The sequence below is a fragment of the Stakelama pacifica genome (assembly GCF_004361835.1).
GTDB classification, from domain to species: domain Bacteria; phylum Pseudomonadota; class Alphaproteobacteria; order Sphingomonadales; family Sphingomonadaceae; genus Sphingomonas; species Sphingomonas pacifica.
Genome location: NZ_SNWD01000001.1, coordinates 288,834 through 314,608, shown reverse-complemented (window position 1 = coordinate 314,608; position 25,775 = coordinate 288,834). Strand labels below are relative to the sequence as shown.

Here is a 25,775-nt window from a genome sequence, read left to right as displayed (position 1 = left end):
CGCGCTTCAGTCATCCGCCGCCCATTCCAGCCCGTTCGGCAAATCGATGACGGCATAGTCGATCTGCAACACGCGGCGACGGCCCGTACCCAGCACCTTGCCCGATGCATGAAGGATCGGCGTGGCATACACCCAGACATCGCCAGCCTCCGCATGACATTCGCGATGCCCGCAGGACTGTACAGCCGCCGCAATATCGGGTTCGGCGACCAGCCCCCGCCGGTGAGAGCCGGGCGCGATCAGAAGCGGTGCATTCCCGCTGTCCACCCGATCGATATGGACCCGCACCGTGAGCATGGCCTCACTTACCGCAAACGGAGGCGATACATGGGTCCGTCCCTGTTTCACCGTCCATGGTCCATAGCCGGGCGTATCCAGACGCTGCTTCACCTCGATCGTCCGATCCTGATGCCAGCCGACCGTCCAGTTGGACGAAGCCGTCTTATCGAACGCGATCGCCCGAACCGGTCGCATCGGCGCATCAGCGAGCGAGCGCACTTCTTCGGTAAGATGCCGGAGCGGATCGCGTCGGGCGATATCGGACACGCTTAACCGCTTACCCGGCCGGTTATCTTGTGCAGAAGGAAACAGGTTTGCGAGCGAATCGGCCGCAGCCGGCGAAAACAACCTGCTCAGCAACACCGCTCCGTCTCGGGCAAGAATCTCGCCGGCCTGCATATTCACCCCATCGGCGCATCGATGCTGCGCGGCGGCTCGCTGAAATAGCGCGGGCCCGATTCGGTCATGTGGAAACAATCCTCGAGCCGCACGCCAAACTTGCCGGGAAGGTAAATCCCCGGTTCGTCCGAAAAGCACATGCCGACGTCCAGCGGCTCCTCCTCGCCATGAACCAGATTGACCGGCTCGTGTCCGTCCATGCCGATGCCGTGCCCGGTGCGATGCGACAGTCCCGGCAGCTTGTAGCGCGGACCATAGCCGAGCGCTTCATAATAGCCGCGCACCGCATCGTCGACGCTCCCCGCCGGCACGCCGAGCCGCGCCGCGGTGAACGCCACGCGCTGGCCCCGGCGAACCTGATCCCACACGGTGCGCTGCGCGGTCGAAGGGGGGCCGTGAACCCAGGTCCGCGACACATCGGACTGATAGCCATGCACCGCACAGCCGCAATCCATCAGCACCACCCCGCTCTTCGCCACCTTTTGCGGCTGTTTCGACCCATGCGGATAGGCCGACGCCTCGTTGAGCAACACCATAGAAAATTCGACATCGCCGCCCAGCTTGCGCGTCGCCGCGCTCATCAGCGCGGAAACGTCGCTCGCACTCATCCCCGTCTCTACCCGGTCATAGGTCCAGCGATAGGCGGCGATCGTCACATCGGTCGCCACCTGCATCAGCGCGATTTCGGCAGGCGTTTTGCGCATCCGCACCGCGCGCACCACCGGACTGGCCGAAACGATACGTACATCAGGCAGGGCATGGCGAAGTCCGTCGACCGCGAAATAGCGAACCGTCTCCTCAATACCGACCGGCTTATCGGCAAGGCGGCGTTCTTTCAGGAAGCCTGCGATCAGCTTCAGCGGGTCCTCATCCTCCTGCCACACCCGAACATCGGCCGGAATCCCAAGCGATTCGCGCACCGAAGGTTCTTCGAAAAACGGTGTCACCACCATCGCCTCACCCTCGACCGGCAGCACGGCAGCGGTCAGCCTTTCGCTGCGCCACCATTTAATCCCGGTGAAATACGTGAGCGAGCTTCCCGCTTCGATCAGCACCGCGCCGATCCCGTTGGCACGCATCAGCGCCTGCGCCCGCTCGATCCGCCCCGCGCGCTCTTGCGCCCCGATAGGCTGCGCATCGCCGGTAATATCCTGAAGCGCCGACAGGTCCGGCTCTGCCGCGCGCAGCACCGAGGACCGCAGCGCAAATGGCGCGATCGCTCCCAATGCCAGTATTTCGCGCCGTCCGATCGCTTGCCCGTGCGTCATTAAAAAACCTCTTATTTTCAAACAAGCGTCATGCGCCGCTTGACCCGGCGAGCGCAATCCCGTTCCTTGCGCGCTTCCGGATTTTCAGGGGGCGCCTAAATGGCCAAACGGCTGACCATGTTCATTCTGCTCGGGCTGGTGCTCGGGCTGCTCGTCGGCTGGGGGCTCAATGCCGCGATCGACGACGGCAGTGCCGCGTCCGCCGCGCAGTTGAAGGAGATTGCTGGCTATTTCTCGATCCTGACGACGATTTTCCTGCGGCTGATCAAGATGATCATCGCGCCGCTCGTCTTTTCGACGCTGGTCGCGGGAATCGCGCATATGGGCGATAGCGGCGCACTGGGCCGCATCGGGCTTCGCTCGCTCGGCTGGTTCATCTGCGCCAGCCTGATGTCGCTGACGATCGGGCTTATCCTCGTCCATATCCTTCAGCCGGGAAGCGCGCTCAACCTCACCATTCCCGCGGCCGATGCAGCGTCCGGTGTCGACAAGGCAGCGTTCAACCTCAACAACTTCTTCACCCACATCTTCCCCGCTTCGATGATCGAAGCGATGGCGACCAACGAGATTCTGCAGATCGTCGTCTTCTCGGTCTTTGTCGGCGTCGCGATCACGGCGGTTGGCGAAGAGGCGCGCCCGCTGGTGCGCGCGATCGATTCGCTGGTGAAGGTGATGCTGCAGATCACCGATTATGTGATGCGCTTCGCGCCCATCGCGGTGTTCGCCGCGGTGGCGGGCGCGCTGGCCGAGCGCGGGCCGGGCGTGATCGGCAATCTCGCGTACTTCATGATGTCGGTCTATATCGGGCTGTTCGTGCTGTGGTGCGCGCTGTTCGGGCTTGGCTTCCTGTTCATCGGCAAGCGGACGCGGCATCTGTTCCGTTTTATCCGCGAACCGCTGCTTCTCGGTTTCTCGACAGCTTCGTCGGAGGCGGCCTATCCCCGCCTGCTGGAGGCGCTGGAGCGTTTCGGTGTACCGCCGCGCATCGCCAGCTTCGTGCTGCCGCTCGGCTATTCTTTCAATCTCGACGGGTCGATGATGTATATGACGTTCGCGTCGCTCTTCATCGCTCAGGCCTATGGCATCGATCTGTCGCTGGGGCAGCAGATCACGATGCTCCTCGTCCTGATGGTGACGTCAAAGGGCATTGCAGGGGTGCCGCGCGCCAGTCTGGTGGTCATTGCCGCGACGCTGACCATGTTCAACATTCCCGAAGCGGGCATATTGCTGATCCTCGCGGTCGATCATTTCCTCGACATGGGGCGTACCGCGACAAACGTGATCGGCAACGCGGTCGCCGCAAGCGTCATCGCCCGCTGGGAGGGCGATCTCGATCCCGAAGCGGCACCCGAAATCGAACCGGCCCATGCGCCAAGCCACGGGCTGGTTCAGCACCGCGATCAGGGATAGGGGCTGGGCGATACAGGCTCTGCCGGAATATCTTTTGCCGGGAACGTTCGTGCGATACCGATTTCGCCGACAGGGCTGAACCGAATGGCGCAGGTACATTCGGTTTCGCTCAACCGGGGCAACTGCGCTTCGCTCACCGCACCTTGCGGTCAGGCATAGGCATAGTCCCCGCCCTTTTCGAGCGCAGCCCGATAGGCGGGGCGGGCATGGATTTTGTCGAGCCATGCCGTGATCGCCGGGCGACCGCCCAGCCCGCCGCGGCTGCGCGCCGCCTCCAGCGGAAAGCTCATCATCACATCGGCTGCGGTAATGTCGTCGCCAGCGAACCATGGGCGGCTCGCCAGTTCGCTCTCGATAAAGTCGAGATGCACATCGATCATCGGCTGGATGCGTTTCTGTGCTTTTTTGCCGAATAGCGGCACTCGCCCCAGCACCAGCTTCAGCAATAAAGGCGGCATCGCCGATCCTTCGGCATAATGGAGGAAATAGCGCCAGCGCAGCACCGACTCGCGGTGACCCAGCGGCCCGAATTTACCGTCCGCCTTCTCGACCAGATATTCGACGATCGGCCCGGTTTCGGCAATCACCATAGCGTCATCCTCGATCACCGGCGATTTTCCGAGCGGATGCACGCGCTTCAGCTCGGGCGGCGCGAGCATCGTCTTGCGGTTCCGCTCATAGCGCTTCACCTCATACGGAAGCCCCAGCTCTTCCAGCAGCCAGAGGACTCGCTGCGAGCGGGAATTTTCGAGATGGTGGACGATGATCGTCATGAACGGACCTCCATGATGCAGTCGAGGGTTTGGCGATGAACGAGCGAACCGATCGAACGATGCAGGACTGAATGCCCCTTGTGAAGCTAAATGCCCCCTTTGCTCCTATGCCGCATCACGCCGCGCTCGCCAGATCCAGGCCGAGGCCGGAAACGCGATCCGTCCCGGTTCCGCGTTTCGCGACAATATATCGCGCATACGGGTCAGCAGGGCCATATGCTGCGCTCCGTCAGCATCGCGCAACATCGCGGCGGCTGGCCCGATCCGGGTGAGAAACGCCATGGCATCCTCGACCGGCTTATCCCCCTCGCCGACAATATAGTCAAAATCGTACCGCTCGGCCTCACCGCGCCATCCCGCTTGGGCGAGCATATCACCGACATAGTCAGGATCGGCAAAGGCGAAGGGACCGGGCGAGCCAAAGGGCGGCGGCGCAACGCCATCGGTCGCGATTTCCACCCAGGGATTCGCGGCGATCTCGGCAAAGCAGCTGAACACCATGGCCGCGTCGGGCATCGAGGCGTCGGCAAATCGGGCAAAGGTTGCAACCGGGTCGGAAAAGAACATCACCCCATGGCGTGAGACGAACAGGTCGATCGGGGCCTCTCGACAGGCGACCTCTCCCGCATCGCCCTCGACAAAGCGAATGGCAGCATGGCGCGATCGCTCTGCCGCGACCGACAATAGATCGGGCGACAGATCGACACCGATAATCTCCGCCTCGGGTCTGGCCTCAGCCAGCGCAAAGCTGGTCGCTCCCGCTCCGCAACCGATATCGAACGCGCGAAATCCGCCTTGCGGCGCGGCATCTGCGATCGCTGTGTTCAACTTTTGCGAAAGGCTGCCAAAGGCCCGATCAGTTCGACGCCATTGCTCAGCCCAGACCGCCCCGACCTTGTCCGACCAGTCATTTGCCTTGCGCGTCAGCATCGTCAGCCCCTTTCGCAAAAAAGGGAACCGCCGGTCTCCGGCGATTCCCCAATGTTAGGTTCCTTGCAACGACGCAATCCTTACTCGGCCTCATCCGGGTCGGGACCGGTCATCATTTCCTCGGCGACCTTGTCTTCCTTGCCCCGGATCGCGCGCTCCAGCTTGTCGCACATTTCCGGATTTTCCTTCAGGAAGTTCTTCGCATTTTCGCGGCCCTGACCGATGCGGACACTGTCATAGCTGAACCAGGAGCCCGCTTTTTCAACGATTCCGGCCTTGACGCCGAGATCGAGAATTTCGCCGATCTTCGAAATGCCTTCGCCATACATGATGTCGAATTCGACCTGTTTGAACGGCGGCGAAACCTTGTTTTTCACCACCTTCACGCGGGTCGAATTGCCGATAATATCCTCGCGATCCTTGATCTGGCCCGTACGGCGGATATCAAGGCGAACCGAGGCATAAAATTTCAGCGCATTGCCGCCGGTCGTCGTTTCCGGATTGCCGTACATCACGCCGATCTTCATGCGCAGCTGGTTGATAAAGATCACCATGCAGCGCGACCGGCTGATCGATCCGGTCAGCTTGCGCAGGCTCTGCGACATCAACCGTGCCTGAAGCCCGACATGGCTGTCACCCATCTCGCCTTCGATCTCGGCACGCGGCACCAGCGCGGCAACCGAATCGACCACCAGCACGTCGATCGCATTCGATCGGACCAGCGTATCGGTGATTTCCAGCGCCTGTTCGCCGGTATCGGGCTGCGACACGATCAGCTCGTCGATATCGACGCCCAGCTTCTTGGCATAAACCGGATCGAGCGCATGTTCGGCATCGACGAATGCCGCGGTCCCGCCCGCTTTCTGCGCTTCGGCGATGACATGCAGCGCCAGCGTCGTCTTGCCCGAGCTTTCCGGGCCATAGACTTCGATCACGCGCCCGCGCGGCAGGCCGCCGATGCCCAGCGCGATATCGAGGCCGAGGCTACCCGTGGAAATCGCCTCAATCTCCATCGCCTCGCGGCTGCCCAGCTTCATCGCGCTGCCCTTGCCGAACGCGCGGTCGATCTGGGCCAGCGCTGCGTCGAGCGCCTTTTGACGGTCCGTATTTGCTGCCATCTTGTCGTCGACTACCTTGAGTGATGCTGCCATGTGCCACCTGTCGCTAGAGCATGTGCGATATGCGTTCAACGTCTTCGTTTGATCATGTATCGCATTTGTTCCGTAAGAACAAGAGTGGAACGGATATTATTTCTGCAGCCGCCGACGCCCGGCGCCAACCTTTTGACGCCGGTACGATCGCGATGTTTTCAAAAAAGCCCTCAGCCCAGCCGGGCGAGCGCGGCCTCCACCCCGTCCATGGTGAACGGTTTGGCAAGCACCGGCCGGTCGCGAAACGCCGGATCGATCATCTCGCCCGATCCGCCGGTGGCGAGCACGAACGGAATGTTACGCTCGGCGAGCGCCGCTGCCACGGGCCATGCCTTTTCCCCGCCGCGCAGATGCACGTCGAGTATCGCGGCATCGAAATCGCCTGCCGATAATTGTTCCAGCGCTGCGGCGACCGTATCGGCGCTGCCCGCCGGTTGTTTGCCCAGCATGTCGAGAAAATCCTCGAGCATCATGGCAATCAGCGGTTCGTCCTCTACGATCAATATCTTGTGCGGTTCGGTCATGCTTTGTTTCCAAGCATAAAGCCGCATCCGCGCCAAGCTATTTCGCTACGAGGACCTCGCGCGCCGCTTCGGCAAGCTGCTGAACCGAAAACGGCTTCGGCAGAAACGCGACATTGTCGAGGTCGATCGAATTGCGCAATTGCTCCTCGGCATAGCCGGACATGAACAGGATCGGCAGGTCGGGATAGGCCTCACGAATATGCCGCGCCATGGTCGGTCCGTCCATCAATGGCATCACCACATCCGATACCAGCAGGTCGAGATCGGGCAGTTCGCGGATCAGTTCGAGCGCCGCCTCGCCATTTTCGGCCGCCAGCACGGTATAGCCCTGCCGCGCCAGTGCCCGCTGCGCGACGGAGCGCACCATATCCTCATCCTCGACCAGCAGGATCGTGCCGCTGCCCCATAAATCGCTCGGCTTGGGTTTTTGCAGCACCGGCGGAGTCGGGGTGCGCTCGCCCGCCCGGGCATAATGGACGGGCAGATAGATGGCGAAGGTGGTCCCCTCCCCCTCCACCGAATCGGCGAAGATGAATCCGCCCGATTGCTTGATGATCCCATATACGGTCGAAAGCCCCAGCCCGGTGCCTTTGCCGACCTCCTTGGTAGTGAAAAACGGCTCGAATATCTTGCCGAGCACGTCCTGCGGAATGCCGGTGCCGGTATCCGACACGAACAGTCCGGAATAATCAGCGACCGGCAGGACGTCGTCGTTCATCGCCCGCACATCCGCCTGGCTGATCGCCTGAGTGCGGATGGTCAGCATGCCGCCTCCGCTCGGATTTCTCGCCAGCATGGCATCGCGGGCATTGACTGCGAGGTTGACGATCACCTGTTCCAGCTGCCCCGGATCGGCGCGCACCGGCCCCAGATTACGCCCGTGCTGAACGACGAGCTGCACCGTCTCCCCCAGCAGACGTTTGAGGAGGTTCGATACCTCCGAAATGACATCGGGCAGTTGCAGCACTTGCGGGCGCAGCGTCTGCTGGCGCGAAAAGGCGAGAAGCTGGCGCGTCAGGCTCGCAGCGCGGTTCGAATTGGCACGAATCTGCTGGATATCGTCATAATCGCTGTCGCCCGGCGAATGACGCATCAACATCAGGTCGCAATGTCCCAGGATCGCGGTCAGAATATTGTTGAAATCATGCGCAACCCCGCCGGCAAGCTGTCCCACTGCCTGCATCTTGGTCGCCTGCGCCACCTGCCGCTTCAGCCGCGTCTCCTCGCGCGAATCCTTCAGCGTCAGCAGCACCGCCGCCTCGCCCATACCGCGCGCGGCGGCGACCGATATCTGAACCGCCTCCTCGCCCCTGCTTTTCAGCCGGATAGCGATATCGGCCGAACGGGCTGCCCCGTTCACAAAGCGTCGGATCAGATCGGCGAGCGCGCCCTTATCTTCGCGCACGACCAGATCGCCGGGATATAGCGGTGGGTTGGCCGGGTTCACGTCAGTGGCGCGGTTGAACGCCTCGTTGCGATGGAGAAACCGGCCGCTGCGATCGACCAGCGCCATGCCGACGGGCATCAGGGAAACGAGCGAGTGGATATTCGCCGTGGCATGCATCGCCTGCGCCGGCGTTCCCGGCTCTTCCTCGTCAAGCAGCGCGATCAGCATCGGCGCGCCATTGCCTTCGACCAGCGGGATTTGCAGCACGCGCAGCGGCGTCCCCTCGCCGCCCTCACGCTCGAACCGGATCAGCCCCTGCGCGTCGGTGATGAGCAACCGGGCAAAATCCCGGCCCTCGACCGCCATATCCGCGCGGCCCAGCGCGCGCGCGCAAAACACCCGGTTGGCCGCGCGAATCCTGCCATCGGACGACAGGCTGACAATCATGATCCCGGCGCTACCCAGCCGGTCGCCGTTTTCCCCGGAAATCGTGCGCTCGACGTCCCAGCCAAGCTCGTTCGCCCCGCCGACACCGAACCGCCAGAGCAGCATGTCCGCGCCGGCACGCTCGACCTGAGCCTCGACCTCGCTGCCTTCTTTCGCCGCGATAGTCAGCCGGGTGTTACCGTCGCGCCAGGCGATACGGTCCGCCATCCGCAGATCGGCATTATCCTCATTAAGCGGCAACGCGGGCGGGGTCGGATAGCCGTCGAACATCTGCGCATAGGCGCTGTTGGCGCAAACCAGGCGCCCGGCCCGGTCAGTGACTGCGATCGCATCAGCGCTCGTTTCGGCCAGCATATTGGCAAGCGCATAATCGACGGTGGTTTCGGCTTTTGGCTGTGTGACCTCGCGCCTGCTCCAGCCGTAAAGCGCAACCGCGATCACGAATGCAGCGCCGCCGAAACCCGCCGCAACAAAGGCGTTGCCGACAATCGCAAACATCACGAGTGCCGAAATCAGCCCGCAGGCAAGCGTTACCGCATAGGCAAAGGCAGCGGAACCGAGTGTGGTTGCCGGGGCGGGAAGCGTAGCCATATCAACCTCTTGATGTGCCCGCTCCCGCCGCCGGTCAAGCAGATAGCGGCAGAAAGGCCTGCCGCCGCCCGCTTACCAGATGCGAACCCGTGCGTCGGGAGCAAGATACAGCTTCTCGCCGGCCTTCACGTTGAACGCTTTGTACCAGGGGTCGAGGTTGCGAACCACCGACACCCGCGCGGGCGAAGGCGAATGCGGATCGGTGAGCAGGCGACGCTCCGCCTCTGCATCGCGAACCTTGCGCCGCCATACCTGCGCCCAGCCCAGATAGAAGCGCTGATCGGCGGTATAGCCGTCGATCACCGGGGGTGCCTTGCCGTTCAGCGAATGAATATAGGCGTCGTGCGAAACCGTCAGACCTGCGAGATCGGCGATATTCTCGCCCAGCGTCAGCTTGCCGTTGACGAACTTGCCGGGCAGCGGTTCATATTTGTTATATTCCTCGACCAGCGCATTGGTGCGGGCATCGAACGCCTTGTGATCGGCGGGCGTCCACCAGTCAGCGAGCCGGCCCTCGGCGTTATATTTTGATCCCTGATCGTCGAAATGATGGCTGAGCTCATGACCGATGACCGCGCCGATACCGCCGTAATTGACCGCTGCGTCGGCATTGGGATCAAAGAACGGAGGCTGCAGGATCGCGGCGGGGAATACGATCTCGACCCGGCCCGGATTGGCATAGGCGTTGACCGTCATCGGGGTCATGCCCCACTCCCAGTCGTAAATACGCTTGCCGAGCTTGTTCAGCTCGTAATTATGCGCCCATTGGTTGGCGCGCAGTTCGTTGCCGAACGCGTCGCCCGATTTGATCTGCAGCGCCGAATAATCGCGCCATTTGCTGGGATAGCCGATACGCGGGGTGAAAGCCGCCAGCTTTTCATGCGCTTTTTTCTTCGTTTCGGGGGCCATCCAGTCGAGCGCGTCGATCCGACGTCCCATCGCGGCGATGATATTTTTCACCATCTGGTCGGCAGCCGCCTTCGCTTCGGGCGGGAAATAGCGCGCGACATAGATTTTGCTGACATTGTCGGCGAGGATGTTCGATGTGAAATCAACGCCCCGCTTCCAGCGCGCTTCCTGTTCGGGCGTCCCCGAAAGGCGCGTGCCGTAAAATGCGAAATTCTCATCGTCGAACGCCTTGGGCAGAACGTCCGAAAATCCTTCAAGCGACCGGATCAGCAACTGGTCCTTCAGTGCCTGAAGCGGCGTATCGGAGATAACCTTCGCTTCGCCCTCGATCGCGCTGGGCTGATCGACGATCACCGTATCGGTGTTTGCACCGATGCCGCGGAAGAATGCAGAGAAATCGAAACCGGGCGCCCTGCTCTGCAGTTCGGCGAGCGTCATCTTGTTATAGGTTTTGTTGGCGTCGCGGCTTTCGACCCGCGTCCAGTGCGCTTTCGCAATCTTCGTTTCCAGATCCATCACCGCCTTGGCGCGCGCCTCGGCATCGCTCTCGCCGGCAAGCGCAAGCATCTTGGCGAGATGTGCGACATAAGCGGCGCGGGTATCGACCGATTTCGCTTCGTCCGACAGATAATAATCGCGATCGGGCATGCCGAGGCCCGACTGATAGAGATTGGCGGCGTAAAAATCCGGATTCTTGCTGTCCTGGCCGATATAGGGCGCAAACGGGCCTGACACGCCGTTGCGATTGGCTTCGGCCAGCAATTCGGGATAGCCCGCCTTCGAATTCAGCGCCTTGATGGTGTTCAGCCAGGGCGTGATCGGTGCCAGACCCCTCGCGTTGATCGCATCCTGATCGAGATAGGCGGCATAGGCCGTTCCGATCTTCGAATTCGGGTCGGTCTTTGCTTCGTCCAAAATCTTGCGCGTACGCTCCTGCGACAGATCGTTCAGCGCAGTGAACAGCCCGTAATTGGACTTGTCAGCGGGAATCGTGGTGTTCTTCTGCCAGGTACCATTGGCATAATCGTAGAAATCATTGCCCGGCAGAATGCTCTTTTCCATGCCAGCTTCATCGAAACCGAACGTGCCGATTTGGGGTTTGCTCGAATCCGGCGCGCTGGTTTCGGACACGGCCAGCTTGTCTCTGGTCGCAGCAGTGTCGGCGGCGGTGCGCGGCCCGGCACCATCGGTCGGGGCGCAGGATGCGAGCAGCGCCGAACCGGCAAGCAGGGTAGAGGCTAGAAGCGAGATCCGCATGAACTCTCTTTCGTGACAGATGGTTACCAATGAAACGGTAACCTTGTATTGCGCAGCGAGGCGCATCCGTCAAATCAAGAACATTGGCAGCTCAGCTCTTACGTCGACGCCGTTTCCATTTCCGTGCGATCCACAGCCGCCATCCCAGTGCGCTGACAGCATAGCCCAATATTGCGCCCGACAGCGCGAACAGCACCAGCCCGACGACCGTTGCAGGCCCCGCATCGGCGAGAAGCCACTGAAACCAGCTTAGATTGGCATTCGATGCGATCGGCGCCCCCGGCACGTTTGCATCGATGCTCAGCACCCATTTTCCGGTCCAGTACGCCGCAAGCCAGATCGGCGGCATCGTCAGCGGATTGGTGACGAAGGTGGTAAGCGCGGCCGCCGGGATATTCGCACGGATCGGAAACGCGAGCAGCGCGGAAAGCGGGATCTGCGCCACCGGCGTCAGGAAACCGGTAAGCATGCCCAGCGCCACGCCGCGCGGCACCGAACGGCGGGTGAATCGCCAAAGCGCAGGGTGGAGCACGCGATGCGCGACAGGACGAAGCCATTTGTTGCGCGCCATCGCGGCCCGCGTCGGCATCTGTCCGCGCAGCCAGCCAAGGAGGCCGGTCCGGGCAGGTGCCCGTTCCTCATCCTCTGTCGCGCAGCAGCCTTTGTTGTTCACGCTTCCAGTCCCGCTCCTTGATCGCCTCGCGCTTGTCATGCGCCTTCTTGCCCTTTGCGAGCGCGAGTTCGACCTTCGCTCTGCCCCGCCCGTTGAAATATATAGACAGGGGAACAAGCGTCATGCCTTCCCGCGCCACCGCACCATGCAGTTTTTGTATCTCGCGATGATGAAGCAGCAATTTACGCGGGCGCTTCGGTTCGTGATTGAAGCGGTTTCCGTGCGAAAATTCCGGAATGTTCGAATTGACGAGCCAGACCTGCTCGTCCTTCACCTCGGCATAGCTCTCCGCGATCGACCCCTCACCGAAGCGCAGGCTCTTCACTTCGGTCCCGGTAAGCGCGATTCCCGCTTCGTACACATGCTCGATGGCATAATCGAAACGGGCGCGCCGGTTCTCGGCGACGGGCTTCTTCTTATCGAAAGTCTGGTTGCGCGGACGTGCCATGGGACGCGCCATGTAGGGCGGCTGTATCCGAAAAGAAAGCGCCCTTGCGCGATTCTCCTCGTCGCCGGAGCGCGCTCAGATCAGCCCGGCTGCCTCCAGCGCGGCATCGACGACCCGCTTCGCCGCGTCATTCGGCTCGACCATCGGCAGGCGAAGCTCGGTGGGAAAATCGGGCCGCACGCGCGAAATCGCATATTTGACCGGGCCGGGCGATGCATCGGCGAACATGGCGAGGTGCAGCGCGAACAGCCGGTCCTGATAATCGAGCGCGAGGCTGTAATCGCCCGCCGCGCACGCAGCCTGAAATTCGGCGCACAGCCGCGGCGCGACATTGGCCGTCACCGACACGCATCCCTTGCCGCCGGTCGCCATGAAACCGATCGCAGTTTCGTCATTGCCCGAAAGCTGACAGAAATCCGGTCCGCACGCGGCGCGCTGCGCCGATACGCGCGACAAAATGCCGGTCGCGTCCTTCACGGCGACGATCGAAGGAAAGGCATTGGCGAGCCGCCCCATGGTCGCAACTTCGATATCCGTCACGGTCCGGCCCGGCACATTGTACAGCACGATCGGCAGGTCGCAGCTTTCGACCACCGCTTCGAAATGGCGGAAAATCCCTTCCTGACCGGGCCGGTTATAATAAGGCGGCACCATCAGCACCGCATCAGCACCAGCCTCCTTTGCCGCGCGGATATTCTCGCAAGCAACGCGCGTATCGTTCGATCCTGCCCCCGCGATCACCGGAACCCTGGCCGCCGCCTGTTCGACGCATAGCCGAACGACGCGGAAATGCTCGTCTTTCGGCATGGTGGCCGCTTCGCCGGTGGTGCCGCAGGGCACCAGCGCGGCGGAACCCTGATCGATCTGCCAGTCGACAAAGGCGCGAAAAGCATCTTCATCGACCATGCCGTTGCGAAACGGCGTTGCGAGCGCGGGAATCGATCCGGAGAACATGTTTTTTAACCTGTTGCCTGCAAGCATGTAATTTCGGGGTGGCAGATAGTAGGGTATTCCGTATCATGTCCAGCATGGTAGCCACGATGTTCAAGAACATATTCTTGCTTGCGGGCGTATCCGGCCTTGGGGCATCTTCGGGCGCGTTTCAGCCGGGTATCGCCAATCTGCGTTCAACCGTCTCGGGCTGGATGGCCCCGACGCAAAGTTCGGCGAGCGACGCCGCACTCGACGCGACCATCTTGCAATGGAAGCGATTGCAGCAATCGGACGGCTATTCGTTCAGCGAATATGCCTCGTTCCTGCTCGCCCATCCCGGCTGGCCCGGCGAAAAGAGCCGCCGCGTCGCCGCCGAAGGCGCGATGGACAAGGGCTATTCCCCCGCGCTTGCGGTACAGTTCTTCCGAAAATTCCCGCCGCTCAGTTCGACCGGACGGGTCCGCTATGCCGAAGCGCTGATGGCGACCGGCCAGCCTCAGGCTGCGGCCGATCAGGCGCGCGACGCCTGGCGTTCGGGCGTGATGCGCCAGGACGACGAAGCGCGAATTCTCGGTCCCTTTGCCGGATCGCTTCGGCCGGAGGATGACGATGCGCGCATGGATGCGCTGCTCTGGCAGGGCGCGACCACTGCAGCGCGGCGTCAACTTCCCCGCATATCGCCCGCGCGCCGCGCAGAATTCGCCGCGCGCCTCGCCTTTCGCACCGATGCCGCCGATGCGGGGCAGCTCGACGGAGCCGTAACCGGTGCAGCGCGGCAGGATGCGGGCTTTATCGCCGACCGCGCCACTTGGCTGCGCAATGGCGGCCAAAGCCCCGTCGTCCGCCAATATCTGGCGCAGCCGCACCAGCTTTCGCGTCTTCCCGGCGATCCGGAAGAATGGTATGAAGTACTGCTCACCAATGCGCGGGCGGCGGAAAATGACGGCCAGTATAAAACCGCGTACGACATTGCGAGCCAGGTCGACGATGCCTATCCGATCGCGACCGATGTCAGCACCAAATCGCTGGGCGAGCGCGACGATTATACCAGCCTTGTCTGGCTTGCCGGAACGACTGCTTTTTACAAGCTGAACCGGCCGCAGGATGCGGAAGGAATGTTCATCCGCTACGCCCGCGGCTCGCGCACGCCGCAGACCCAATCCAAGGGCCTGTACTGGGCGGGCCGCGCCGCCGAAAAGGCCGGCGATCAGGTCAAGGCGAAGGCATATTACCGCGAAGCCACCGGTTTTCCCGACCTGTATTACGGCCAGCTCGCCATGGAACGCCTCGGCGAACCGCTGCGCCGCCCCTCGGGCGACGGACCGCAGCAGATCGATCCGGCGGTGCGACAGGCATTTTACGGCAGCGAAGTCGTTCGCGCCGCCCGGCTGCTCGGCGCACAGGGCGACTGGGCCGATCAGACAGCATTCGTCCGCCAGATCGCGGCGGATGCAAAAAGCGATACCGATCATGCACTTGCGTTCGAATTCTCGCGCGCAATCGCAAGGCCTGATCTGGGTGTGATGGTCGGCCGCAGCGCGCGGCTGAACGGGCTTACCGATTATACCGCGCTCGGCTATCCCTCAGTGCCCGTCCCGCCGGGCTATGAAGGCAGCTGGACGATGATCCATGCGATCGCGCGGCAGGAAAGCCAGTTCAATACGGCTGCGATCAGCCATGCGGGCGCGCGCGGTCTGATGCAGCTGATGCCCGCTACGGCGCGCGAGGCGGCGGGCAAGATCGGACTTGCCTATAGTTCAGATTCGCTGACCGGCGATCCGCAATATAATATCCAGCTGGGGTCGAGCTATTTCCAGCGGATGCTGAGCTATTATGACGGCTGCTATCCGCTTGCCGTCGCCGCCTATAATGCCGGGCCCGGCAATGTGAACAAATGGATTCGCGCGAATGGCGACCCGCGCCTGCCCGGCGTCGATATTCTCAAATGGGTCGAGGATATCCCGATCTATGAGACCAAGAATTATGTTCAGCGCGTGCTGGAAAACGCGGTCGTGTATGACCTCATGAACCAACAGCACAAAGTGTCGAAGGGCCCGGCCAATCTGTCCTGGTATCTGGGAAAGAACAAGCCGGGCTGAGGGTCAGCCCGTTGCTTGTATTTTGCTCTTCTCCAATATGATGGCAGCGATGAATCCCCGCCCCAATTACATCACGCCTGCCGGCTATGCTGCGCTAAAGGCCGAATATGACGCGCTCTTCGCCGAGGAACGCCCGAAGCTGGTCGAGATCATTTCCTGGGCTGCGGGCAATGGCGATCGTTCGGAAAATGGCGACTATATCTATGGCCGCAAGAAATTGCGCGAGATTGACCGGCGGCTCGGCTGGCTGTCGCGGCGAATGAAAGCGGCCAAAATTGTCGATCCGAAACAGCAGCCGGACCGAGATCGCATCTTTTTCGGCGCGACCGTCACCATCGCCGATGAAGACGATCATCACCGCGCACTGACGCTGGTCGGCGATGACGAAGCGGATGCGGGCAAGGGACTGGTCGGCTGGAATTCGCCTATCGCCCGCGCGCTGCGCGGTGCCTCGACCGGCGACCTGCGCCGCGTATCGCTTCCCGCCGGCGACAAGGAATATGAGGTGATCGCAATCACCTATCCCGGCGCCTGAGCCCCTCCCCGCGCCGACCCGTTCGCGCATCGCGACGGGCGCCTCTTCGCGCACCCGCCGCGACACGCTAAGAGCGATGCCGCGCCGGATTTTCCGGCTTTGTACCATTGCGTAGCGGGGGAATATCATGAACGCGGTTCGTTTGCTGATCGAAGGACGGGTGCAGCGGGTCGGCTATCGCGACTGGGCGGTGAAGACCGCGGGCGCGATGAAGGTCAGCGGCTGGATCCGTAATCTTCAGGACGGGCGGGTCGAAGCGCTTGTCGCTGGTGACGAGGAACAGATCGATGCTTTTGTCGAGGCCTGCCGCGAAGGCCCTCGCCTTGCGGAAGTCACCCGGGTCGATGTCCGGCCCGATGAGCCTATGCCCCGGATGCTCAAAGGCTTTACCAAGCGATTTACTGCCTGATCCGGGGAACGCGCCCGCCCCTTCGTCCATTGGGAGGACAGAAGAGGAGGTGAGCCTCATGGAAAATCGCAGAACCGAAACCGCCCGCGATCATGACGACAGCGATATCATCGAAAATGCCGAACGCGCTCCCGATACGGTCGGGCGCGCCGGCGGCAATCTCGACCGCGATGTCGGCACCGATGCCGAGGCGGAGCGCGTGCAAAAGCCGGATGGCCATACCCGCGTGACGAAGCAGGACGATATCGACAATAATGTGCGTTATCCCCGTGATCGTCAGGGCAGCTGACGCAAAATTCTGAACACACAATGCCGTTCGCGCCCGCGAGCGGCATTTTTTTCGCGCGCTCGAAAAGGAAATCCGATGGAACATACGCCCGGCGGCGGCAATGTCGCGCTGTTGATCGACGCCGACAATGCTTCGCCCAACAGCATCGATCCCGTGCTTACGGTTCTTGCCGAGCTGGGCACGGTCAATATTCGCCGCGTATACGGCAACTGGCGCAAGCAATCGCTCAAGGGCTGGGCCGATATGACGCTGAAGCACGGCATCGAACCCTATCAGCAATTCGACATTACGAAGGGCAAGAACGCCACCGACATGCGCATGACCATCGACGCGATGGATTTGCTGTTTCGCGGCCGGGTGACGGGGTTCGGCATCCTGTCTTCCGACAGCGACTTCATGCCGCTTGCCATGCGCATCCGGCAGGAAGGCCTGCCCTGTTACGGCTTCGGCACCGATCGCACCCCCGAAGGCTTCCGGCAGGCGTGCAGCCGCTTCATCGACGTACAGGCGCTGGTCAAGGCGCAGGAATCGGCAGCGCAGGATGACGACCCGGCGACCGGGTCCGACCCCGCCAGAGACGCAGCCAGCAAAACCGTCGATCAGCAGCTGCTTCACCTGCTGATCGACGCCTATAACGCCGCAAAACGCGACGAGCGCGGCTATGCAAGCCTGTCGGAAGTCGGCCAGCGCGCCGGAAACCGCTCCAGCTTCGACACACGCAATTACGGCTATGCCCGGCTATCCGATCTTTTCGAAGCAGTGCCCAATTTTCAGACCGAGCGGCGCGAGGACGGACAGATTTTTGTCAAACGCGTCCGCTGATCGGACCCGTCAGAACAAATTTCATCGTCACAAATCGGCGAACCAGCTGCAGCAAAAATCTTCAAGTCGCTACATGTTCGCGATAAATACTATTGTTTCCGGCAGGCTTAGCATCAGGGAAAAAATATAGGCGCAGCCCGGCAGGATTGAACAAATCCTTCGCACCGCGATACGAGGATTTGACCATCCGGGCATTCCGACACGGTTAGGGGCTGGAACGTCCAGAAATCCTTTGTTACACGATCTGCCATGCAAATCGGAACCATCATCAGTCTCATCGTATATTTCGCGGCGATGCTTGGCATCGGGGTGTATGCCTGGGCGAAATCCACCGACGATAGCGAAGGCTATCTGCTGGGCGGACGGCAGCTGCCACCGGCCGTAGCGGCGCTGTCAGCCGGGGCGTCGGATATGTCCGGCTGGCTCATTCTCGGCCTGCCCGGCGCGCTGTACGCAAGCGGTCTGGTCGAGGCATGGATCGGCATCGGCCTGTTCATCGGTGCCTTTGCCAACTGGATCCTCGTCGCACCGCGCCTGCGCCAGCAGACGGCGGAGCTCGACGACAGCCTTACCATCCCCGAGTTTCTGTCGCGTCGCTTTCCCAGTCAGGCGATTACGCTGCGCGTCATTTCGGCGCTGATCATCGTGGTGTTCTTCTCAGTCTATACCGCCGCCGGTCTGGTCGGCGGGGGCAAGCTCTTCGATACCAGCTTCGCCGGATTGTTTGGATCTCTGCCACAGGATCTGGGCGGCAGCGATTATGGCTTCGGCGTCTGGATCACCGCAGGCGTCGTTCTTGCTTACACCATGTTCGGCGGCTTCCTCGCGGTCAGCCTGACCGACTTCGTTCAGGGCTGTATCATGGTCGTTGCGCTGGTCCTGATGCCGATTGTGGCGACGATGGGCGAAGGCGGGATCGGCCCGATGTCGCACGCGCTGACCTCGATCGATCCGAATTTTCTCAGCATCACGCACGGTCTGACCGTGCTCGGCTTCCTCTCCGCAATCACCTGGGGCCTCGGCTATTTCGGTCAGCCGCATATCATCGTGCGGTTTATGGCGATCCGTTCGCTTCCCGAAGTCGCGACGGCACGTAATATCGGCATGACATGGATGGGCGTTGCCATGCTCGGTTCGCTCGGCATCGGCATCGCCGGACGCGCCTTTGTCGAGCGCAACGGCATTCCGATGGAGGATCCCGAAACGATCTTCATCGTCCTTGCCGATCTGCTCTTCCATCCTCTCATTACCGGCTTCCTGCTCGCTGCATTGCTCGCCGCGATCATGAGCACGATCTCCTCGCAGCTGCTGGTCGCGTCGAGTTCGCTTACCGAGGATTTCTATCGCCTCTTTTTCCGCAAGCAGGCGAGCGAACGCGAGATGGTGACGGTGGGCCGCATCTGCGTGCTGCTCGTCGCGGTGGTCGCAGCGTTGCTCGCCATGGATCCCAATAGCGAGGTGCTGGGTCTGGTTTCCAACGCATGGGCCGGGTTCGGGGCTGCGTTCGGTCCGCTGATCCTTCTGTCGCTGACCTGGAAGCGAATGACAGCCGCAGGCGCGGTCAGCGGCCTCGTCATCGGTGCCGCCGTCGTGATCCTGTGGATCGCACTCGGCTGGAACGAGAGCTTCCTCGGCGGTGAGGGCATTTATGAGATCATCCCGGGCTTTTTCGCTGCCATGATTGCGATCGTCGGGGTCAGTCTGGCGGGCAAGGCACCCGAACCGCGCGCAAAGCCGCTGACCCAAGATCCGCTCGAGACCTGAGGCAGGAGACCGCCGATGCAGCGTTTCTTTTTCTACGGAACGCTGCAGCGTGGCGGGCTGTATTACCGGCAATTGCGGCTGGCGGAACGGGCTCGCTTCCTGAGCGAGGATCGGATCGCCGGCCGCTTGTACGATTGCGGGCCATGGCCTGCCGCGCTGATCGGCGAAAGCGGGATCATTCATGGCGAGCTGTTCGAAACCATAGACCCGCAGCTTGGCACAGAGATCGACGCGGTCGAAGGCTTCGATCCGGAGCGCCCCGAAACATCCGAATATGTCCGGCGGACCATCCACACGACCGGCGGGATATTGGCGATTGCCTATCACTATACCCGGCCCGTAGACGATCTGACGCCCCTCCCTTCCGGACGCTGGCCGATACGCTGATCGATCGTCACTGACACGGAACGAACCGCGCAGTTCCGCTTTGATGCTGTCACATCGAAAGGGAGGAAAATCCATGAGCTTTGCACGCATCCTGATGGGCTGCGCCGCGCCGGTAGCGCTTGCCGGCTGCGCGGCGGGCGGGCTTACCGGCACCGCGCCTGTCACCCCCGGTCAGGCAGCCCCGATCAGCGCGTCGGAGCGCCAGCAGGGCAGTCAGGCGCGCACGGGCATTCTCAACGAATATAACGGCGCCTATACCAAAGGGCCGACCAGCTATGTCACGCGCGTGGGCCAGCGGATCGCCACGCAATCGGGCCTGTCGTCGAACCCCGATGCCTTTACCGTCACCATTCTCGACAGCCCGGTCGACAATGCGTTCGCGACCCCCGGCGGCTATGTCTATGTCACGCGCGGCCTGCTCGCGCTGATGAATGACGAGGCGGAGCTCGCCGCGGTGCTTGGCCATGAAGTCGCCCATGTCGCCGCGCGCCACAGCCAGAAGCGGCAACAGGCGGCGCAGCGCAACAGCATTTTCGGCGCGCTGGGTCAGGTGCTGGCGGGTGCAGTGCTCGGTGATTCGGGCTTCGGCCAGTTGCTCGGCCGCGCGGCCGGCACGGGCTCGCAGCTCGCAACGCTCGGCTATTCGCGCAGTCAGGAGAGTCAGGCCGATCAACTCGGCGTCGATTATCTGAAGACCGCCGGATATGACACCGATGCGCTCGCTTCGATGCTGACCAGCCTCAGCGATCAGCAGCAGCTCGATCAGCGTATTTCGGGCAATACCCGCTCGGTACCCGCCTGGGCGAGTACCCACCCCGAATCGGGCCAGCGGGTGAGCGCCGCGCTTGCCGAAGCGCAGCAGCTGGGCGGCACCGATCAGCCGCGCGACCGCGATGCCTATCTCAGCGCGATCAACGGGCTGTTATATGGCGACGATCCGGACAATGGCGTGATCGACGGGCGCGACTTTCTGCATCCGAAACTGGGCATTGCCTTCACGATCCCGCAGGGCGCGCAGATGCAGAACAGCGCGCAGGCCGTAACGGTCTCCGGTCAGAATATGCAGGCACAGTTCGGCATGGGCCAATATTCGGGTGACCTTGCCAATTATGTACAGAAAGTGCTGCAATCGCTCGGCGGCGACGGCGCGAACCTGCCCGCCGCGCAGATACAGCGCACCACGATCAACGGCTTCCCGACCGCTTATACCCAGACGCGGGCGAACACCCAGTCGGGCGCAGTCGATGTGAGCGTCTTCGCTTATGAGGCGTCGAACAGCGGCGCCTATCATTTCGTGGTTCTGACTCCTGCGGGTCAGGGACTCGGCGCGGCGCAGGGCATGGTCCAGTCGTTCCGAAAGCTGTCGAGCGCGCAGGCGGCGAAGATCAAACCGAAATATGTGCGCATCGTCACGGTGAAATCGGGCGATACGGCAAGCTCTATCGCTCAGCGCATGGCGTTCGACGATTATAAGCTGGAACGATTCAACGTGCTCAACGGCATCCCCGACGGCGCAACACTCCGCACCGGGGACAAGGTGAAGATCGTTACTTATTGAGGTGGGCGAATTACATACGCTTGACAAAAGCAGGCATCGTTCTAGTCTTGTTCGCAGGCCCGTGAAACAGCCGATTGGTACTCGGCCCAGTGAATCGATAAGCCTGTAACAACGTTCCGCTTATCCCACTTTACGATTAAGTCGACTGTCGGGACCGGATACCAAGCGTTGCTGTGCTAAGCGGTCTAGAACGCTTAGCATAGGCCCGTAGCCTGCGATCGGGGGCCAATCCGAAGCGCAGGGGCCAAAAGTCACTAACCTTTTGGGTCTGTGGCGCGTCATGACCCGGAGGAACGGCTATGAAGCCTGAATCCCGGTTCGAAGTGAAGGTAGAAGTAACGGCCGATATAGCTGCGATCATTAGATCGCTCATTTTATTGGTTTTTCTTTTCACCTGATCAGGAGGGCGGGATTTCCCGCCCTCCATTACTATCAGCGCGTCAGCTTCTTGTACGCCAGCCGCGTCGGGCGGTCGGCGGCGTCGCCCAGACGGCGGCGCTTATCCTCTTCGTACGCCGCGAAATTGCCTTCGAACCATTCGACATGGCTGTCGCCTTCGAACGCCAGAATGTGCGTCGCCAGACGGTCGAGGAAGAAGCGGTCATGGCTGATGACCACGGCACAGCCAGCGAAATTCTCGATCGCCTCTTCCAGCGCGCCCAGCGTTTCGACGTCGAGATCGTTGGTCGGTTCGTCGAGCAGCAGAACGTTGCCGCCGCGCTTCAGCATCTTGGCCATGTGAACGCGATTGCGCTCACCGCCGGACAGCTTGCCGACATTCTTCTGCTGGTCCTGCCCCTTGAAATTGAACGCGCCGACATAAGCGCGCGTCGACATATCGTGGCCGTTGACCTTCACATAATCGAGGCCGTCCGACACTTCTTCCCAGACATTGTGACTGGGGTCGAGATCGTCGCGGCTCTGGTCGACATAGCCGAGATGTACGGTCGTGCCGATTTCGATCTCGCCGCTATCGGGCTGTTCCTGACCGGTGATGATCTTGAACAGGGTTGATTTACCGGCACCGTTGGGGCCGATCACACCGACAATACCGCCCGGCGGCAGGTTGAACGACAGGTCTTCGAACAGCAGCTTGTCGCCATAGGCTTTCGAAATGTTCGTCGCCTCGATCACCTTGTTGCCGAGACGCTCGGGCACCTGAATGACGATCTGTGCCTTGCCCGGCGCGCGATTCTGCTGCGCTTCGACGAGCTGGTCGAATTTGGAAATACGCGCCTTGGACTTGGTCTGACGCCCTTTGACGCCGGCGCGAATCCATTCGAGCTCGTCCTTGATCGCCTTTTGACGACCCGATTCCTCACGCGATTCCTGTTCGAGGCGCTTCGCCTTTTTTTCCAGATAGGTGGAATAATTGCCTTCGTACGGGAAATATTTTCCGCGATCGAGCTCCAGGATCCAGCCCACGACATTGTCGAGGAAATAGCGGTCATGGGTGATCATCAGCACCGCGCCGGCATATTCGGCGAGGTGGTTTTCCAGCCAGTTGACGCTTTCGGCATCGAGATGGTTGGTCGGTTCGTCGAGCAGCAGGATCGACGGCTTCTGGATCAGCAGCCGGGTCAGCGCAACGCGGCGCTTTTCACCGCCCGAAAGCGTATCGACGCTCCAGTCACCCGGCGGGCAGCGCAGCGCCTCCATGGCGATTTCGAGCTGGTTGTCGAGCGTCCAGCCGTCGACCGCATCGATCTTTTCCTGAAGGACGCCCATTTCCTCCATCAGCGCGTCGAAATCGGTATCGTCCTGGGGATCGCCCATTTCCGCCGAAATGGCGTTAAAGCGATCGACCATATCGGCCACTTCGCGCGCGCCGTCCTTCACATTTTCGAGCACATTCTTGCTGGGGTCGAGCTGCGGCTCCTGCGCCAGATAGCCGACGGTGATATTTTCACCCGGCCATGCCTCGCCCGAAAAATCATCGTCGATCCCGGCCATGATCTTCATCAGGGTCGATTTACCCGCACCGTTCGGACCGACGATGCCGATCTTGGCGCCCTGATAGAATTGCAGGTTGATATTGGACAGAACCGGCTTTTGCGCGCCGGGGAAAGTCTTGGTCATGTCCTTCATGACGAAGGCGTATTGAGCGGCCACGTTGATGCTCCGAAAAGGAATGCAGACAGGAACAGAGATTTGGCCCGCGATGTAGCGACGGGGGCAGCGATTGGCAAACCGATAGCGCGGCACTTGTCGGACCTGCCGCCTTCTCGCATGACGGTGACGAAGCCTTTCATCGTAAAATCAATCGGGGGAAATCATGACGATCAGATGCCTTGCGCGCTTCGCGGTCTCTTGTGCGGGGCTCGCGCTCGCGGTGCCTGCTGCCACGGCACAGGAGAGGCTTCCCGCCGGGGTGACGGCAAACGTCCCGACGCGCGTCGCTGAGCTGCGCGATGCTGCGCTTAACGACACCGTCGCCTATGACATTGTCGAAGGGCTGACGACCGAGATCGGGCCGCGACTGGCGGGCACCGACGCCGAAGCGCGGGCACGCGACTGGGCGGTCACCAAGCTCAAAAGCCTCGGTTTCAGGAATGTGCATATCGAAACCTATCAGATGCCCGTCTGGATGCGCGGTGAAGAAAAGGCTGAGGTAATTGCGCCCTTTTCGCAGCCGCTGCGCATCACCGCGCTCGGCAATTCGGGCGCAACGCCGGACAAGGGAATCACCGCCCCGATTGTCTATTTCGAGACGTTCGGCGATCTCACCCGCGCTCCGGCGGCCAGTCTGAAAGGCAAGATCGCCTTTGTCTCGAACCAGATGGTGCCGACTCAGGATGCCAGCGGCTATGGCACGTTCGGCATGGCGCGCTTTGTGGGACCGCAGATCGCGGCGGAAAAAGGCGCAGCCGCGATTCTCATTCGCTCGATCGGCACCGATGAAAGCCGGGCGCCACATGCCGGGAACACCAATTTCCGTGACGGCACTACCCCCATCCCCGCCGCTGCGCTGTCGGTCGAGGACGCCGCGAATCTGGAACGCATGGTGAAGCGCGGCAAGCCGGTCACGCTTCACCTGCTCCTCACCCCGAAGCAGATCGGGCTGCAGGAATCGGGCAATGTCATCGCTGAAGTGCCGGGCAGCGATCCCGACGCGGGAATCGTGTTGATCGGCGGGCATCTCGACAGCTGGGACCTCGGCACCGGCGCAATTGACGATGCATCGGGGCTTGGCATCACCACCGCGGCCGCGCATCGGATCATGCAGGCAGGCACGCCCCGACGCACCATTCGCGTCGTGTGGTTCGGATCGGAGGAAGTCGGCGCATTCGGCGGCGAGGCCTATGCGAAAGCGCATAAAGACGAACGCCATGTACTGGCGGCCGAATCGGATCTCGGCGCTGATGCTATCTGGCGGTTCGAGACCAATCTGCCCGCTTCCGCCGCGCCGATCGGCGACCGGCTTCAGGCGGCTTTGGCCCCGCTCGGCATCGCGCGGGGACCGGGCAAGGCGCATGACGGCGCAGATATCGGTCCGGTTCTGCGTCAGGGCACAGCGGCAATCGACCTCAACCAGTCGGCGCTGCGCTATTTCGACTGGCACCATACGGCAGAGGATGTTCTGGAGCGGATTGATCCGGAGCAATTGCGGCAGAATGTGGCGGCATGGACCGCCATGCTGGCCATCGTCGCCGATGCGCCGGAGGCGATCGGGACGGTCGATTCCTGATCGTTTCGGGACCGAATCCTGCGGTAGCTTAACGCAAGATGCATTGACGCACGCCATGGCGGCGCTAATGCGTGGAAGCTCGCGATGTCGATTCCGACATTGCACGGGTTAAAAGGGAGCTAGTTTCTATGAAGAAGATCGTGATCGTTTCGGTTGCCGCCGGCCTGATGGGCCTCGCTGCTTGCACCTCGCAGACCCCGGCTGAAAACAATGCCGAGGCGATGGAAGCCAATGCTGAAATGGCTGCCGACAACTTCGACGCGATGGCCGAAAACGCGACGACCGAATCGAACGAAGCTATGTATGAGAACATGGCTGACAACATGGAGCAGAAGGCTGACAACGCCGACGCCATGGAATCGGACGTTCAGTAAGATACGGATCTTCGGATGACGGCCGGATGTCGCGATCCTTTCGATCCCGCGGCTCCGGCTTATTCCGCTACGGAGCACATTCCGGCGCGGACTTCCCCAATCTCTGCGTTAGACGCATTATCCCCTGATTGGGTATGAATTACCGATTGACGCGGATCGCGCTATCGCTATTGGGGCAATCTCGCGACGGCATTCGGGCCGGCCGCGAACCAATTATTCGTTTCGGAGCAAGGTTATGAAGAAGATTGTTTTCGCCGCTGCTGCCGCCGGCCTGATGACTCTGGCTGCGTGCTCGGGTGGTTCGGAAGAAGCCGGCAACACCGATGCCACCATGGCGAACCTCGACATGGGCGCTGACAACATGGACATGATGATGGACAATTCCACCAACATGACCGATCCCATGATGATGGACAATTCGATGGACAACACCATGATGTCCAACGACACTGACGCCATGTAATCAGCCTG

General features: G+C 61.5%; 24 protein-coding genes. 12 read left to right on the top strand and 12 right to left on the bottom strand.

The features are described from left to right. Nucleotides 1-6: 6 nt before the first annotated feature. Both EV664_RS01385 and EV664_RS01380 read right to left on the bottom strand, forming a co-directional pair. Entirely contained in the window at nt 7-678 is a 672-nt protein-coding gene (locus tag EV664_RS01385; protein ID WP_133493896.1) for a phytanoyl-CoA dioxygenase family protein, read from the bottom strand. Nucleotides 679-680: 2 nt separating this feature from the next. Further along, the gene (locus tag EV664_RS01380) at nt 681-1,946 is read right to left on the bottom strand and encodes a M24 family metallopeptidase (RefSeq protein ID WP_133493895.1); all 1,266 of its coding nucleotides are present in this window, start codon (nt 1,944-1,946) and stop codon (nt 681-683) included. A 99-nt stretch (nt 1,947-2,045) separates the two neighbouring features. Between EV664_RS01380 and EV664_RS01375 the strand changes: the two genes are divergently transcribed. Next, complete coding sequence (locus EV664_RS01375; protein ID WP_133493894.1) at nt 2,046-3,356, top strand: dicarboxylate/amino acid:cation symporter; 1,311 nt, start codon at nt 2,046-2,048, stop codon at nt 3,354-3,356. A gap of 149 nt (nt 3,357-3,505) precedes the next feature. Here the strand turns inward: EV664_RS01375 and EV664_RS01370 are convergent, their stop codons facing one another. The 9 genes from EV664_RS01370 to dapA form a co-directional block, all read right to left on the bottom strand. Then, a complete protein-coding gene (locus tag EV664_RS01370; protein WP_133493893.1) occupies nt 3,506-4,129 on the bottom strand; it encodes a glutathione S-transferase family protein in 624 nt (207 codons plus the stop codon). A gap of 105 nt (nt 4,130-4,234) precedes the next feature. Next, entirely contained in the window at nt 4,235-5,059 is an 825-nt protein-coding gene (locus EV664_RS01365; protein ID WP_133493892.1) for a class I SAM-dependent methyltransferase, read from the bottom strand. An 80-nt stretch (nt 5,060-5,139) separates the two neighbouring features. Beyond that, nucleotides 5,140-6,210, bottom strand: a complete 1,071-nt coding sequence (recA, locus tag EV664_RS01360) for a recombinase RecA (RefSeq protein WP_133493891.1) — start codon at nt 6,208-6,210, stop codon at nt 5,140-5,142. Between the two features lie 170 nt (nt 6,211-6,380). Continuing rightward, on the bottom strand, nt 6,381-6,734 hold the full coding sequence (locus tag EV664_RS01355; RefSeq protein WP_133493890.1) for a response regulator: 354 nt from the start codon (nt 6,732-6,734) through the stop codon (nt 6,381-6,383). A 37-nt stretch (nt 6,735-6,771) separates the two neighbouring features. After that, a complete protein-coding gene (locus EV664_RS01350; RefSeq protein WP_133493889.1) occupies nt 6,772-9,159 on the bottom strand; it encodes a hybrid sensor histidine kinase/response regulator in 2,388 nt (795 codons plus the stop codon). Between the two features lie 72 nt (nt 9,160-9,231). After that, nucleotides 9,232-11,325, bottom strand: a complete 2,094-nt coding sequence (locus EV664_RS01345; protein WP_133493888.1) for a M13 family metallopeptidase — start codon at nt 11,323-11,325, stop codon at nt 9,232-9,234. A 91-nt stretch (nt 11,326-11,416) separates the two neighbouring features. After that, the gene (locus tag EV664_RS01340; RefSeq protein WP_308423507.1) at nt 11,417-11,998 is read right to left on the bottom strand and encodes a DUF2062 domain-containing protein; all 582 of its coding nucleotides are present in this window, start codon (nt 11,996-11,998) and stop codon (nt 11,417-11,419) included. Next, on the bottom strand, nt 11,964-12,446 hold the full coding sequence (gene smpB, locus EV664_RS01335) for an SsrA-binding protein SmpB (RefSeq protein WP_133493886.1): 483 nt from the start codon (nt 12,444-12,446) through the stop codon (nt 11,964-11,966). Before smpB ends, EV664_RS01340 begins: the two co-directional genes overlap by 35 nt. 75 nt (nt 12,447-12,521) lie before the next feature. Further along, nucleotides 12,522-13,400: a 4-hydroxy-tetrahydrodipicolinate synthase gene (gene dapA / locus EV664_RS01330; RefSeq protein WP_133493885.1), complete on the bottom strand. Its 879-nt coding sequence runs from the start codon at nt 13,398-13,400 to the stop codon at nt 12,522-12,524. A 74-nt stretch (nt 13,401-13,474) separates the two neighbouring features. Between dapA and EV664_RS01325 the strand changes: the two genes are divergently transcribed. The 8 genes from EV664_RS01325 (at nt 13,475) to EV664_RS01290 (ending at nt 21,242) form a co-directional block, all read left to right on the top strand. Further along, nucleotides 13,475-15,478 (top strand): transglycosylase SLT domain-containing protein, encoded by a 2,004-nt coding sequence (locus EV664_RS01325; RefSeq protein ID WP_133494205.1) that lies wholly within the window; start codon nt 13,475-13,477, stop codon nt 15,476-15,478. A 49-nt stretch (nt 15,479-15,527) separates the two neighbouring features. Next, nucleotides 15,528-16,013 (top strand): transcription elongation factor GreB, encoded by a 486-nt coding sequence (gene greB, locus EV664_RS01320; protein ID WP_133493884.1) that lies wholly within the window; start codon nt 15,528-15,530, stop codon nt 16,011-16,013. Nucleotides 16,014-16,140: 127 nt separating this feature from the next. Continuing rightward, the gene (locus tag EV664_RS01315; RefSeq protein ID WP_133493883.1) at nt 16,141-16,422 is read left to right on the top strand and encodes an acylphosphatase; all 282 of its coding nucleotides are present in this window, start codon (nt 16,141-16,143) and stop codon (nt 16,420-16,422) included. 58 nt (nt 16,423-16,480) lie between these two features. Beyond that, complete coding sequence (locus EV664_RS01310) at nt 16,481-16,711, top strand: hypothetical protein (RefSeq protein WP_133493882.1); 231 nt, start codon at nt 16,481-16,483, stop codon at nt 16,709-16,711. A 75-nt stretch (nt 16,712-16,786) separates the two neighbouring features. Further along, nucleotides 16,787-17,533: an NYN domain-containing protein gene (locus EV664_RS01305; protein WP_133493881.1), complete on the top strand. Its 747-nt coding sequence runs from the start codon at nt 16,787-16,789 to the stop codon at nt 17,531-17,533. Between the two features lie 249 nt (nt 17,534-17,782). Further along, a complete protein-coding gene (gene putP / locus EV664_RS01300) occupies nt 17,783-19,297 on the top strand; it encodes a sodium/proline symporter PutP (protein WP_133493880.1) in 1,515 nt (504 codons plus the stop codon). Between the two features lie 15 nt (nt 19,298-19,312). Beyond that, a complete protein-coding gene (locus EV664_RS01295; RefSeq protein ID WP_133493879.1) occupies nt 19,313-19,684 on the top strand; it encodes a gamma-glutamylcyclotransferase family protein in 372 nt (123 codons plus the stop codon). A gap of 73 nt (nt 19,685-19,757) precedes the next feature. Then, on the top strand, nt 19,758-21,242 hold the full coding sequence (locus EV664_RS01290; protein ID WP_229668024.1) for a M48 family metalloprotease: 1,485 nt from the start codon (nt 19,758-19,760) through the stop codon (nt 21,240-21,242). 432 nt (nt 21,243-21,674) lie between these two features. On the opposite strand, the gene ettA is transcribed toward EV664_RS01290, so the two are convergent. Then, nucleotides 21,675-23,354, bottom strand: a complete 1,680-nt coding sequence (ettA, locus tag EV664_RS01285; protein ID WP_133493878.1) for an energy-dependent translational throttle protein EttA — start codon at nt 23,352-23,354, stop codon at nt 21,675-21,677. A gap of 163 nt (nt 23,355-23,517) precedes the next feature. Between ettA and EV664_RS01280 the strand changes: the two genes are divergently transcribed. The 3 genes from EV664_RS01280 (at nt 23,518) to EV664_RS01270 (ending at nt 25,767) form a co-directional block, all read left to right on the top strand. Then, a complete protein-coding gene (locus EV664_RS01280) occupies nt 23,518-24,930 on the top strand; it encodes a M28 family peptidase (protein ID WP_133493877.1) in 1,413 nt (470 codons plus the stop codon). 128 nt (nt 24,931-25,058) lie between these two features. Next, nucleotides 25,059-25,304 carry a hypothetical protein gene (locus EV664_RS01275; protein ID WP_133493876.1) on the top strand — a complete coding sequence of 82 codons (246 nt, stop codon included), beginning with the start codon at nt 25,059-25,061 and terminating at the stop codon, nt 25,302-25,304. Between the two features lie 235 nt (nt 25,305-25,539). Continuing rightward, nucleotides 25,540-25,767 carry a hypothetical protein gene (locus tag EV664_RS01270; protein WP_133493875.1) on the top strand — a complete coding sequence of 76 codons (228 nt, stop codon included), beginning with the start codon at nt 25,540-25,542 and terminating at the stop codon, nt 25,765-25,767. Nucleotides 25,768-25,775 lie beyond the last annotated feature (8 nt).